The sequence below is a fragment of the Streptomyces sp. NPDC045967 genome (assembly GCF_056430495.1).
On the sequence record NZ_JBWKLE010000003.1, the window covers coordinates 637,387 to 649,701 of the forward strand.

The window sequence follows — 12,315 nt, forward strand, 5'->3', positions numbered from 1 at the left end:
AATATCCGTCGATCGGCCCCGGCCGTTGCGTGTACGGTTCTGGTGACCCTGCCGTGCGACGGCCGGCAGGCCACCTAACCCGAACCGGCGGGACATCCGGAACTGCATGTACGTGGGGACTCTGTCCTTCGACCTGCTCCTCGGCGACGTCCACTCGCTGAAGGAGAAACGCTCCGTCGTCCGGCCCATCGTCGCCGAGCTCCAACGCAAGTTCTCGGTGAGCGCGGCCGAAGTGGGCGACCAGGATCTGCACCGCAGGGCCCGCCTGGGGGTCGCGCTGGTGAGTGGGGACGCCGGGTTCCTCTCGGACGTACTGGACCGCTGTGAGCGGCTGGTCGCTGCGCGTCCGGAAGTGGAGCTGCTGTCCGTACGACGGCGCTTCCACGGTGATGAAGACTGAACTTTAGCTTTTCTGCACGACAGAAGAAGGAGACGGACCAGTGGCCGACAATGCGCGGGCGAAGAAGCTGGCGGACCTCATCCGGGAGGTGGTGGCGGAGAAGCTGCAGCGCGGTGTCAAGGACCCCCGCCTGGGTACGCACGTGACCATCACCGACACCCGGGTCACCGGCGACCTGCGGGAGGCCACGGTCTTCTACACGGTCTACGGCGACGACGAGGACCGGGCCAGCGCGGCAGCGGGCCTGGAGAGCGCCAAGGGCGTACTGCGCTCCGCGGTCGGCCGGGCCGCGGGCACCAAGTTCACGCCCACCCTGACCTTCATCGCGGACGCCCTCCCGGAGAACGCGAAGACCATCGAGGACCTCCTCAACAAGGCGCGGGCCTCCGACGCCCAGGTGCGGGAGGTCTCCTCCGGCGCCCAGTACGCCGGCGACGCCGACCCGTACAAGAAGCCCGATGAGGACGACGACTCCGACGAGGACGCAGCCGCGGAATGAGCAGCAACGCAGGAACGCCGGACGGCCTTGTCATCGTCGACAAGCCGTCCGGCTTCACGTCGCACGACGTGGTCGCCAAGATGCGCGGGATCGCCAGGACCCGCCGCGTCGGCCACGCCGGCACGCTCGACCCGATGGCGACGGGCGTGCTGGTCCTGGGCGTCGAGAAGGCCACCAAGCTCCTCGGCCACCTCGCGCTCACGGAGAAGGAGTACCTCGGCACGGTCCGCCTGGGCCAGGTCACCCTGACCGACGACGCCGAGGGCGAGATCACCGCCTCCACGGACGCCACCGGGGTCACCCGGCAGGCCGTGGACGCGGGCATCGCCAAGCTGACCGGCGAGATCATGCAGGTCCCGTCCAAGGTCAGCGCCATCAAGATCAAGGGCGTGCGCTCCTACAAGCGCGCGCGGGACGGCGAGGACTTCGAGATCCCGGCCCGGCCGGTCACCGTCTCCTCCTTCCAGGTGTACGACATGCGCGAGGCGGAGGCCGAGGACGGCACCAAGGTCGTCGACCTCGTCGTCTCGGTCGTCTGCTCCAGCGGCACCTACATCCGCGCGCTCGCCCGTGACCTGGGCGCCGACCTCGGCGTCGGCGGGCACCTGACCGCGCTGCGGCGCACCCGGGTGGGCCCCTACAAGCTCGACCGGGCGCGGACGCTGGACCAGCTCCAGGAAGAGCTGACCGTCATGCCGATCGGCGAGGCGGCGGCCGCGGCCTTCCCGCGCTGGGACCTGGACGCCCGGCGCGCCTCGCTCCTCGCCAACGGCGTGCGGATCGAGATGCCCGACGCATACGAGCCCGGCCGGACCGTGGCGGTCTTCGGACCCCAGGGCACGCTGCTGGGATTGGTGGAGAACAAGGGCGGCAAGGCCAAGTCCCTCGCGGTCTTCGTCTGACCCGCCGGGGCCGCCGTGCCCGATCGGGGGCGGCGGTCGCCGACGTGGAGCGGTGAGCGCACGATGACCGGCGCTCACCGTTCCACGACCCCCCTCGGGTAGGTCTTTATCCATCCCGGCCCTGAAATTCACCCGTCCGAGCAGGCGCTCGGAGTGAATGGAGGGAGCATTGGGGGGCGCGTTCGCCCCGCGAGTCGCTCCGGGCACGGTGGCCCGCTCGTCGGACGGCGGCAGGGGCGGCTGCTCGGCGGCACCGGGACCGCCTCCGCGTCGGACGTGCCGCGAGGCGGGGCCGGGAGGCGCGGGCGGCGGTGCGAGCCGGACGCCGATGCGGGGCCCCGGGCACCGGCATGGCAGTCTTAGACCTGCAATCGGCAATCGGTACAAGGCCTACACGGGTTCGGGCGAGGAGCGGTCACAGTGCAGCGCTGGCGTGGCTTGGAGGACATCCCCCAGGACTGGGGACGCAGCGTCGTCACCATCGGCTCCTACGACGGTGTGCACCGGGGTCATCAGCTGATCATCGGACGGGCCGTGGCCGCGGCGCGCGAGCTCGGCGTGCCGTCGGTCGTCGTCACCTTCAGCCCGCACCCGAGCGAGGTCGTCCGCCCCGGCAGCCACCCGCCGATCCTGGCCCCCTACGACCGGCGCGCGGAGCTGATGGCCGGGCTGGGCGTGGACGCCCTGCTGATCCTGCCGTTCACCGCGGAGTTCTCGAAGCTGTCCCCGGCCGACTTCATCGTGAAGGTGCTCGTCGACAAGCTGCACGCGCGGGCCGTCATCGAGGGCCCCAACTTCCGTTTCGGTCACCGGGCCGCCGGGAACGTGGACTTCCTGCGCGAGCTGGGCGCCACCTACGACTACGAGGTCGAGGTCGTGGACCTGGTCGAGCGCGGCGAGGCCGGGGGCGGCGTGCCCTTCTCCTCGACGCTGGCCCGCCGGCTGGTGGCGGAGGGCGACATGGAGGGCGCGGCCGAGATCCTCGGGCGCCCGCACCGGGTCGAGGGCGTGGTGGTGCGCGGTGCGCAGCGCGGTCGTGAGCTCGGATACCCGACCGCGAACGTCGACACGGCGCCGCACACCGCGATCCCGGCGGACGGGGTGTACGCGGGCTGGCTGACGGCCGACGGCGAGCGGATGCCCGCGGCGATCTCGGTGGGCACCAACGTGCAGTTCGACGCGACCGAGCGGACCGTGGAGGCGTACGCGATCGACCGGATCGGGCTGGACCTGTACGGCAAGCACGTCGCCGTCGACTTCCTCGCCTATGTGCGGGGGATGGCCAGGTTCGAGTCGCTGGACGGGCTGCTGGAGGCGATCGCAGACGACGTGAAGCGTGCCCGGGTGCTGACGGACGCGTACGACACGGCGCGCTGACGAACTGACGCCGGCTCACACCGACAGACGGGAAAGGGCCCGTACCGCACCGGAATTCCGGGGCGGTACGGGCCCTTTCCCGCTGGTGCCGGCCGGTCAGCCGAGGCGCGGGTCCCGCGGCGGCTGCTGGGGCGCCTGCGGCGGCGGCTGCTGCTGCGGGGCCGGGGGCTGCCAGGGCTGGCCGGGCTGCGGGTAGGGCTGGGCGTACGGCTGCGGCTGCTGCGGCGGCTGCTGGTACGGGGGCTGGCCCTGGGGATAGCCGTACTGCGGGTGCTGCTGGGGCTGGGGCTGGGGCTGGTGCTGTGGGTGCTGCTGGTGCGGGGCTCCCCAGTGGCCCTGCGGCGCCTGCTGCTGCGCCCGCAGGAAGTCCTCCGCCACGAGGGCGGACAGGTTGAAGTAGGCCTCGCGGGTCTTGGGGCGCATCATGTCGAGATCGACCTCGGCGCCAGCCGCGAGGTGCTCGTCGAACGGCACCACGACGACACCGCGGCAGCGGGTCTCGAAGTGCTGCACGATGTCCTCGATTTTGATCATCTTGGCGGTCTCGCGGACCCCCGAGATGACGGTCAGGGAGCGCGAGACGAGGTCGGCGTACCCGTGGGCGGAGAGCCAGTCGAGGGTGGTGCTGGCGCTGCTGGCGCCGTCCACGGACGGGGTCGAGATGATGATGAGCTGGTCGGCGAGGTCCAGCACCCCGCGCATGGCGGAGTAGAGAAGGCCGGTGCCCGAGTCGGTGAGGATGATCGGATACTGGCGGCCCAGCGTCTCGATGACGCGGCGGTAGTCCTCGTCGTTGAACGTCGTCGAGACGGCCGGGTCCACGTCGTTGGCGATGATCTCCAGGCCGGAGGGCGCCTGCGAGGTGAACCGGCGGATGTCCATGTACGAGTTGAGGTACGGGATCGCCTGGACCAGGTCGCGGATGGTGGCCCCGGTCTCGCGGCGCACGCGGCGGCCGAGGGTTCCGGCGTCCGGGTTCGCGTCGATGGCCAGGATCTTGTCCTGGCGCTCGGTGGCGAGGGTGGCGCCGAGCGCGGTGGTGGTCGTGGTCTTGCCGACGCCGCCCTTGAGGCTGATGACGGCGATGCGGTAGCAGGACATGACCGGGGTGCGGATCAGCTCCAGCTTGCGCTGGCGCTCCGCCTCCGCCGCCTTGCCGCCGAAGCGGAACCGGCTGCCGCCGGCGGCGCCGTTGTTGCTCTTCGGCTTCTGCTTGTTGCGCAGCAGGCGGTCCGAGGACAGCTCGACGGCGGCCGTGTAGCCGAGCGGCGCCCCGCCGCCCCCGCCGGCGGAGGGCTGGCCGGAGTAGCGCGGGTCGTGCGGCTGCGGCTGGGGCTGGGCGTGCTGCGGTCCGTGGGGCCACTGGGCGCCGGAACGGGGGTCGTGCTGCGGAACGGGCGCGGGCGCCGGCGCCGGCGCTTGGAACGCGTAGTCGCTCGGGGCCGGGAAGACGGGCGGCGGGGACTGCGGTTGGCCTGCGGGTCCCCCGTACGGGTTCTCGGCGGCGGCGTGCGGTACGTCCGTGGGGCTGACCGGTCGGGGGGGCTCGCCAGGGGCGGAAGCCTCGGCCGGGGGCGGCACGGGGGCTGGGTACGACGGCGCCTCGGGCTCGGCCGGCGGGTGCGCCGGGGCGGGGTACGACGGCGCGTCGATCCGAACGGGGGCCTCCGCGGGGGCCGGAGGGGCGGGGGGCGCCGGCGCCTCGGCATGGTGGGCGGGCGCCTCGATGCGGGCCGGGCTCTCCGGGGTCTCGGGGGTCTGCGCGGGAGCCGTGGGTACGTCGGCCTGGTAGGCCGGTGTTTGGACCCGGTCCGGGGCGGCCGCGGGTGCCGGGGGCGCAGGGGCTTCGGCCCGGTAGGCGGGCGCCTCGATCCGCGCCGGGGCCTCGGGGTTCTCCGCGGCTGCCGGGGGAGCGGCCGGCGCGGGGGCCTCGGGCGCGCTGGACGGGAACACCGGAGCCCGGAAGGCCGGAACCTCGACCGGGGCGGGGGCGGGGGTCGGTGCCGGAGCCGGGGTTTCGACCTGCGCCGGGAACGCCGGAGCCGGAGCCGGAGTCTCGACCGGTGCCGGGAACGCCGGAGCCTCGACCGGGGCGGGGTTGGGGGCGGGTGCCGGAGCCGGAGTCTCGACCTGCGCCGGGAACGCCGGAGCCGGAGCCTCGACCGGAGCCGGGAATGGCGGACCCGCCGGAGCCGGAGCCGGAGCCGCGTCCGTGGGAGCCGGGGGCTCGGCCGGAGTCCGGGTCTGCGGGGTCGACGGGGCTGCGGCCGGCCGGTCCGGGTCGTCCGTCGGGGGCCGCGGCGCCGGCGGCGCCATCCGCATCGTCGGGGGCGAGGCCACGTCCGACGGCTGGTGGGGCTCGAAACCGCTGCCCTCGGGCAGCCCCGGCACCCGGGCGGCCGGAGCCGCACCCTGCGTGTACCAGGCCGGCGGGGTGTAGTCGATGGTGAACTCGCCCGTCAGCTCGGGCTCCGCGTCGGACTGATCGTCCGTCGGGACGTCCCACGTCCCGCCGCGGCTCTCGTTCCGATCGCCGTTCACTGGTCCTCCTGGTCTGTCGAACACCGGTCCGGCGCCCACCTCCACGCCGCGCCCACGCCCAGCCTAATCGCGGCCCGGTGCCGGTGTCCGCCCCGTCCGTCCCACCCGCGCTCAGTCGATGCGCCGGGCCGCGCCCAGCAGGCCCGTCTCGGTTTCCGTCCCCTGCGTCATCACGAACTGCCGGTCCCGCGCCGTGCACCACAGCGTCACCCCGTCGCCCAGCGTCGGCAGGGAGTCCACCGCGGGTCCCGGCAGGCCCATCAGCCGGCCGATCTGCTCCGCCTCGTCCGGTGACACCCGCTGCACGCCCACCAGCGACGCCTGCCGCAGCAACCGCGGCGCCGTCGGGCTGAGATACGGCAGCAGCGTCAGGACCGACTGCCAGGGGCCGGCCACCACGCGCCCGCGCGGCGGCCGCATCCCGCAGTCGCGGATCACCAGCACCGGACTGCCCGCCGACGCGCCCTGCGGCGGCACCCGGCCCACATCGTGCAGCGTCACGCACTGCTGCCCGCCGCCCGCCGCCCGGGCCAGAGCGGCCCATACGGGCCCGCGCCCGGTCTCCACCGCCACCCGGGCCCCCGTGGCCGCCGCGCGCAGCGCCAGCACCTGCGCCGTCCACAGTCCGCCGATCAGCGTCACCTCGTACGGCGTCGGCCGGTTGACGCCGAGGACCGCCGGCCGCCCGCCGGCGTCCACGCCGATGACGACCCCGTCGTCCCCGACGGGCAGCGAGAGCAGGTCGAGGTCCACGGCGGGCACCACGTGGCGCTCCCGACGCGGGCCGACCAGCCCGAAACCGCCCTTCATCGCGTCCCTCCCAGCGGCAGCGAGGCCAGCAGCCCCGGCACCTGTTCCCGGTCCAGGCGGACCAAACCGGCCTTCACGCCCCGTGCTGTCCGCTCCAACTCCCGTCGCGCGGCGACCAGTTCCTCATCGCTGCGCCCGGTCACCCGGACATGCCCGGTCAGCGTCACGCCCTGGCGCTCCGCCGGGGCCATCGTCAGGCTGAAGGTCGTCGCGAGGGCGGGCAGCGAGGTCAGCAGCGCCACGAACTGCGGCAGCGGCGCCGCCCCCGCGCCGCCCAGCCGGGGCCAGCGGCCTATCCAGTACGTGGTGTGGCGCCGGTCGTCGCACCGCCAGGCCCGCGGGGTCTCCTCCGTGCGCCGGCCCGTGGTGGCCGACCGCCCGGCCTGGGTGATGGCCATCGGGTTCGCGCACGACGAGGTGGCCAGGGCGGCCGTGAGCCCCTGCTCGGTCAGCACGGCGGCCGTGAAGCCGGCGCCGGTCAGCCGGCTCACCAGCTGGTCGGCCGCCCGTACCAGGCACCGCTGGGCACCGGCCAGGCCGCCACCGCGTGCGGTGACCGCCTCCGGGCACAGCTCCGGGTCCAGCTTGAGCGCGATCCACGTGAGCCGCACCGCCGGGGTGCCCGTGCGGGCCTGCAGCGGCGCGTAGTTGAGCGCCGCCATCGACCGGGCGGGCAGGTGCGGGGCCGGTGCGGGCTGGGTGTGCTGCACCAGTTGCGCGGATTCCAGGCGGATGCCGTCCACTTCGAGGACGTCCCGTACGACGGCCAGCGGTAGCGGCCGTGCCCCCCGGTCGGGCCGCAGTGCGGTGGCGTCGGTGTCCACCTGGACCACGGCCGTCAGGAAGGTCCCGTCGCCGATCATGCCGACCGGCCGCCGGTCGCGGTCGCTGAACGTCAGGGTGCGCAGCGCCGGATCCGCCTCGACCAGCGGGGCCAGCCCGGGCTCGGTGCCCGCCGGCACGGTGAGGGACGCGGCCCGCCGCCGCCGGGCGCGCAGGGCGAGCGCGCCGCCGATCCACTCGGGCAGGGAGCGCCGGCGCCGGCGTACGACCGCGAGCGTCACCAACACGAGTGCGGCCGCGCCGGCGGGCACCAGCAGCACCGGTTCGACCACCCAGGCCACCAGCAGGACGGCCGCGGCCACTTGGAGAAGGACGAGCTGCTGCAATCGGAACGGGCCGAACCGGCCGGGGCTCGACTTCGGATGCGGCGTCACCCCGCCGTGTGCGGGTGCGCTTGCGCCACCGGTCTGCGGCTGCGTCGCCGTGGCCCTCACTCGCGCACTTCCCCTCTTGCCGACCGGACCCGGTGGGCTCCGGCCCGCCGCCGCGACGGCGGCCGCGCGGCCGCGGTACCTCCCCGCTCCGCCCCGACGGGCCCGGATCGCCCGGTGCGGGAGACGCTGAGCGGCACCAGCACCCTACCCGGCCCCTGCATACCGTCGGTCAAGAGGCATAGTAGGTGCCCGGTCCGACGAACGAGGCCCGGGGACCGTACCCACCGGCCGGGCCGTGCGGGGAGAACCAGGCGGTCATGGCATCACGACGCGATGAGCTCAACGCGTACACCTTCGCGAAACGGCGCACGGTGGCCGCTTTCTTGCAACCCTCCGCGACGGGCACCGAGGAGGGCGCGCCGCGCCCGCTGCGCGCGGTCGTCCCGAGCGTGATCGTCGGCGCGCTCGTCCTCGCCGCCTTCGGCGCCTGGGGCATGTTCAAGCCCACCGCCCCCAAGGGCTGGGCGGAGCCCGGTGCCCGGGTGATCGTCGGCAAGCAGTCGACGACCCGGTACGTGGTCCTGACGACGAAGGTGAACGGCAAGGACCAGACCCGCCTGCACCCCGTGTTGAACCTGTCCTCGGCCCGACTGCTGCTGGATCCCTCGAAGGTCAAGGTGATCCAGGTCGACGACAAGGTGCTGGACGCGGGCAAGCCGCCGCGGGGCCCCATCATCGGCATCCCCTACGCCCCCGACCGGCTCCCCGCCAAGCAGGACGCGGGCAAGGCGAAGCGCTGGGCCGTCTGCCAGCAGCCCGGCGGCAACGGCCGCGGGGTGCAGACCGCAGCCTTCGTCCTCGCGGACCGCGAGGCGCACCTGACGGACGACGGGCGCCGGCTCACCGACACCCAGGCGCTGTACGTGCAGAGCACCGGCGCGGGCAAGGAGCGCTACCTGGTCGACGCGAGCGGGACGAAGTACGCCTTCCCCGAGGGTTCCCCGGCCGCGGGCACGATGACCAACGCCCTGGTCGGTACGGGCGCGACCCCGCAGCCGGTCACCGAGCAGTGGCTGGCGACCCTCAACTCCGGTGACGCGCTGTCCTTCCCGCAGCTGCCCGGCAGGGCCGGGGCCGACGCCGACGTCAAGGGCCTTGGGACGGCCGACAACAAGGTCGGCATGGTGCTGGAGGCGCAGACGGGCTCGGGCACCCAGCACTACGTGGTCCTGCCCGGGAAGGTCGCGCCGGTCTCCGAGTTCGTCGCGTGGCTGCTGATCTCCGCGCCCGCGACCGACGGCCTCGACATGCACGGCAAGGCCCGCGAGGTGGACCTCCAGGCGCTCAGCCCGGACCCCGCACCGTTCGGTGGCGACTTCAGGTGGCCGCAGAAGAAGACCGAGCGCGTCAACCAGGGCGCACCGGCGGCCGGCGCCGCGTCATCCGGTGCCCCGGGCGCCCGCGACACCGTCTGCAACGTCCTGCGCTCGGTCGACGGCCAGGGCAACCAGACCCTGAGCACCTGGGCCGGCACCGGATTCCCCGTCGACATCACCGCCAGCGGCACCAGCGCGTACGTCACGCCCGGCTCGGGACTGCTCTACACACAGGTCCAGGGCAGGCAGAGCACGGCCGGCGGCTCGCTCTTCCTCGTCACCGACACCGGCCTGCGCTACGCCGTGCAGGCCAACGGCGACAGCGACGCGGCGCAGTCGGGGATCGGCGCCCCCGCGACGCAGCCGCCGCAGGGCGGCGCCGCGGGCGCCCCCGGCGCCCCCGAGCCCAGCCAGGCGCAGGTCCGGCTCGGCTACGCGGGCGTCACCCCGGCCCCGGTGCCCATCGCCTGGTCGGAGTTCCTCTCCAAGGGGCCGCGGCTGGACACCAACGCCGCGCGCCAGCCGCAGGGTTCGTGAGGCGTCCGCCGATGACCCCGCCGCGCCGCCGCGCCCCGCTCACCGCCGCGCTCGCTGTCGCCGGACTCTGCGCCGCCGCGCCCGCGGCCACCGCCTGGCCCGCGCCCGCAGCCGCGCCCGCAGCCGCGCCCGCCGTCCGCGAGAGCCCGTACGCCCTGCGCCCCGACGGCGCCGGGGAGTGCACCTTCCCCATGAAGAAGCAGATCGCGGACCGGCCCTGGGCGCTCCAGCGGCTGCTCCTCGACGAGCTGTGGGCCCACACCAGGGGCAAGGACAGGAACGGCGCCAGTGTCCGCGTCGCCGTCATCGACACCGGCGTGGACCGGGCCAACCCGCAGCTGAGCGGCGCCCTCGACGTCGGCGCCGGCAAGGACCTGATCGACCCCAAGGGCGGCGACGGCACCCAGGACACCGTCGGCCACGGAACGAAGGTCGCCGGACTGATCGCGGCCCGCCCGCAGGAGGGCACCGGTTTCGTGGGCCTGGCGCCGGAGGCCACGATCATCCCGATCCGGCAGAACGACGGCCGGGGCGAGGGCAACGCCCTGACCTTGAGCCGTGCGATCGACCACGCGGTGGCCAAGGGGGCCCAGGTCGTCAACATCTCCCAGGACACCGACGCGCCGCTGACCGCGGACTCCGAACTCAGCAAGTCGGTGCAGAAGGCCATCGACGCCAAGGTCGTGGTGATCGCCTCGGCGGGCAACGACGGCCTGAGCGGGGAGAAGCGCAAGACGTACCCCGCGGCCTTTCCCGGCGTGCTCGCGGTGGCCGCCTCGGACCGCAACAACGAGCGGGCCGCCTTCTCCCAGCCCGGCGACTTCATCGGAGTGGCGGCGCCCGGGGTCGACATGGTCTCCACCGTCCCCGGCTTCGGCCAGTGCATCGACAACGGCACCAGCTTCTCCGCCCCGTACGTCGCCGGTGTCGCCGCGCTGCTGCGCGCGAAGCACCCGGACTGGTCGCCCCAGCAGATCGTCTGGCAGATCCAGAACACGGCCGAACGCTCGGTCAACGGCCGCGACGACTACGTCGGATGGGGTGTCGTCGATCCGGTGCGGGCGCTCAGCCAGGACCGCGAGGCCCCGAAGGCGCCCGTCCCCGACCCCGGTCCGCCACCGGCCGCCGCCCCGGAGGCCGCCGCGCTCCAGCTGACGGAGACGGCCCGGGAGCGCGACGAGCGGCTCGGCACGTACGCTCTCGGCATCGGTGCCGTCGTCATCGCGGTCATCGCGGGGACGGCGACCGTCGTCCGGGACGCCCGCAAGCGCCGGCGCCGTTTGCAGTGAACGGCCACGGTCCGGCCGGGGAAGCGACCCCGTGGTGTTGGGCCGTGAGGCCCAACTGACTAGAGTGACGGCAGGCTTCACGAATGTGATCGGGGGATCGCGTGAAGCGGAGGGGGATGTCCGGGGCGCGTGACCCACGACCGCGCCGGGACCGTCCGCTCCGCCACGCAATCCGTCGGTTCTGCCGGCGAATTGAGAAGTGAGGAGCTTCGGATGAGCACGAACACCTTCGGGCTGGCGGACGATCCGGTCGTCAAGGCGGCCAACAGGATCTCCGAGACGGCCAACGCCGTCACCACGCAGGCCCGGGAGCTGGCCGACATCATCGCCACCGTGAGCGCCGGCTGGACCGGTGTCGGCGCCGCCGGGTTCGCCAAGGCCCAGTCGGACCTCAACGTGGAGCACGACGAGATCCGCCGGCTGCTCGGGGTCCTGCACAACGCCGTCTCGCAGACCAAGAACCTGAGCAACGCCCAGGACGAGGACGTCCGCGCGGCGTTCCGCGCCGTGGCCCCCTCCGCCGGCGGCGCCCGCTCCGGCCTCGACAGCATCTGACCGGCGTCGTCCCCGGTCATCACCAGAGCGAAGGAGAAGAGCATGTCGGGCAACGACGGCAACACCCGGGTACGGTACGAGACCGTCCAGCAGATGGCGGACCGCATCCGCGTCGTGTCGAACAACATCATCAAGGACCTGGCCGAGATGGAGCAGGCCGTCAAGGTCGTCACCGACACCTGGGACGGTGAGGCGCACCGCGAGTACGTGGTCCTCCAGACCAAGTACAAGCGCATCGCCGACGAGATGCAGAAGAAGCTCGAGATGGTCGCCAAGCTCATCGAGCAGGGCAAGGGCGACTACCGCGCCACCGACGTGAAGGCCTCGCGCCTGTTCACCGAGGCCTACTGAGCCACTCCGGTGCGGCGGGCAGGCACCGGCACACACCGGCGGACGCCGATGCGCCCGTGTGCGGTGTGCCGTGCACCGGATCGCCGGCAGGAGCCGAAGGGGCGCGCCCGCACCGGGCGCGCCCCTTCGCCGTCGGCGGCCGCCGCTTCCGCCCGCTCAGGGCCGGTGGCGGTCCAGGTCGAACTCCCCGTCGCGGGCGCCGAGCACGAAGGCCTCCCATTCGGCCGCCGTGTACCGCAGGACCGTGTCCCGGTCGAGCGAGGAGCGCATGGCCACGGCGCCCTCGGGCAGCCGGGCGATCTCGACCCGCTCCTCGTCGGGGCTGGTCCCGGGCGGGCCCTCCCACTCCACGCCGCTGATGTCGAGCGCGTACAGCTCGTCCTTCTCCTGCTGGGTGCCCATGTGCGGCCTTTCCCCTCGGTGGCGCGGTCTTCACCGCCGATTATCGGTCCTGCGCCGAC

12 protein-coding genes are annotated in these 12,315 nt (G+C 73.8%); 8 read left to right on the top strand and 4 right to left on the bottom strand.

Annotated elements, in window-relative coordinates:
* Positions 1-106 precede the first annotated feature (106 nt).
* From AC07FY_RS09850 to AC07FY_RS09865, 4 genes are all read left to right on the top strand, one after another.
* The gene (locus tag AC07FY_RS09850; protein ID WP_267717480.1) at positions 107-400 is read left to right on the top strand and encodes a DUF503 domain-containing protein; all 294 of its coding nucleotides are present in this window, start codon (positions 107-109) and stop codon (positions 398-400) included.
* Positions 401-440: 40 nt separating this feature from the next.
* Positions 441-899, top strand: a complete 459-nt coding sequence (gene rbfA / locus AC07FY_RS09855; protein ID WP_479003070.1) for a 30S ribosome-binding factor RbfA — start codon at positions 441-443, stop codon at positions 897-899.
* Positions 896-1,801: a tRNA pseudouridine(55) synthase TruB gene (truB, locus tag AC07FY_RS09860; protein WP_479003073.1), complete on the top strand. Its 906-nt coding sequence runs from the start codon at positions 896-898 to the stop codon at positions 1,799-1,801. Before rbfA ends, truB begins: the two co-directional genes overlap by 4 nt.
* A gap of 420 nt (positions 1,802-2,221) precedes the next feature.
* Positions 2,222-3,178, top strand: coding sequence for a bifunctional riboflavin kinase/FAD synthetase (locus AC07FY_RS09865; RefSeq protein WP_479003075.1), 957 nt, complete (start codon positions 2,222-2,224; stop codon positions 3,176-3,178).
* 96 nt (positions 3,179-3,274) lie between these two features.
* Here the strand turns inward: AC07FY_RS09865 and AC07FY_RS09870 are convergent, their stop codons facing one another.
* From AC07FY_RS09870 to eccE, 3 genes are all read right to left on the bottom strand, one after another.
* Positions 3,275-5,719 (bottom strand): SCO5717 family growth-regulating ATPase, encoded by a 2,445-nt coding sequence (locus AC07FY_RS09870; protein ID WP_479003078.1) that lies wholly within the window; start codon positions 5,717-5,719, stop codon positions 3,275-3,277.
* 111 nt (positions 5,720-5,830) lie between these two features.
* The gene (locus AC07FY_RS09875; protein WP_479003081.1) at positions 5,831-6,529 is read right to left on the bottom strand and encodes a hypothetical protein; all 699 of its coding nucleotides are present in this window, start codon (positions 6,527-6,529) and stop codon (positions 5,831-5,833) included.
* Positions 6,526-7,806, bottom strand: coding sequence for a type VII secretion protein EccE (gene eccE, locus AC07FY_RS09880; RefSeq protein WP_479003084.1), 1,281 nt, complete (start codon positions 7,804-7,806; stop codon positions 6,526-6,528). Before eccE ends, AC07FY_RS09875 begins: the two co-directional genes overlap by 4 nt.
* A gap of 257 nt (positions 7,807-8,063) precedes the next feature.
* On the opposite strand from eccE, the gene eccB reads away from it, so the two are divergent.
* From eccB to AC07FY_RS09900, 4 genes are all read left to right on the top strand, one after another.
* A complete protein-coding gene (gene eccB / locus AC07FY_RS09885; protein ID WP_479003087.1) occupies positions 8,064-9,659 on the top strand; it encodes a type VII secretion protein EccB in 1,596 nt (531 codons plus the stop codon).
* Between the two features lie 11 nt (positions 9,660-9,670).
* Positions 9,671-10,948, top strand: coding sequence for a type VII secretion-associated serine protease mycosin (gene mycP, locus AC07FY_RS09890; protein WP_479003090.1), 1,278 nt, complete (start codon positions 9,671-9,673; stop codon positions 10,946-10,948).
* A gap of 213 nt (positions 10,949-11,161) precedes the next feature.
* Positions 11,162-11,503, top strand: a complete 342-nt coding sequence (locus tag AC07FY_RS09895; RefSeq protein ID WP_479003093.1) for a WXG100 family type VII secretion target — start codon at positions 11,162-11,164, stop codon at positions 11,501-11,503.
* 42 nt (positions 11,504-11,545) lie between these two features.
* The gene (locus tag AC07FY_RS09900; RefSeq protein ID WP_479003096.1) at positions 11,546-11,854 is read left to right on the top strand and encodes a WXG100 family type VII secretion target; all 309 of its coding nucleotides are present in this window, start codon (positions 11,546-11,548) and stop codon (positions 11,852-11,854) included.
* Positions 11,855-12,010: 156 nt separating this feature from the next.
* Here the strand turns inward: AC07FY_RS09900 and AC07FY_RS09905 are convergent, their stop codons facing one another.
* The gene (locus AC07FY_RS09905) at positions 12,011-12,256 is read right to left on the bottom strand and encodes a DUF397 domain-containing protein (protein WP_030708695.1); all 246 of its coding nucleotides are present in this window, start codon (positions 12,254-12,256) and stop codon (positions 12,011-12,013) included.
* Positions 12,257-12,315 lie beyond the last annotated feature (59 nt).

What these genes read in the sequence shown, in the direction of transcription:
- truB (WP_479003073.1), top strand. Translation starts at nt 896, where the DNA reads ATGAGCAGCAACGCAGGAACGCCGGACGGCCTTGTCATCGTCGACAAG.
- eccB (WP_479003087.1), top strand. Translation starts at nt 8,064, where the DNA reads ATGGCATCACGACGCGATGAGCTCAACGCGTACACCTTCGCGAAACGG.
- AC07FY_RS09905 (WP_030708695.1), bottom strand. Translation starts at nt 12,256, where the DNA reads ATGGGCACCCAGCAGGAGAAGGACGAGCTGTACGCGCTCGACATCAGC.
- AC07FY_RS09850 (WP_267717480.1), top strand. Translation starts at nt 107, where the DNA reads ATGTACGTGGGGACTCTGTCCTTCGACCTGCTCCTCGGCGACGTCCAC.
- mycP (WP_479003090.1), top strand. Translation starts at nt 9,671, where the DNA reads ATGACCCCGCCGCGCCGCCGCGCCCCGCTCACCGCCGCGCTCGCTGTC.
- AC07FY_RS09900 (WP_479003096.1), top strand. Translation starts at nt 11,546, where the DNA reads ATGTCGGGCAACGACGGCAACACCCGGGTACGGTACGAGACCGTCCAG.
- AC07FY_RS09895 (WP_479003093.1), top strand. Translation starts at nt 11,162, where the DNA reads ATGAGCACGAACACCTTCGGGCTGGCGGACGATCCGGTCGTCAAGGCG.
- AC07FY_RS09875 (WP_479003081.1), bottom strand. Translation starts at nt 6,529, where the DNA reads ATGAAGGGCGGTTTCGGGCTGGTCGGCCCGCGTCGGGAGCGCCACGTG.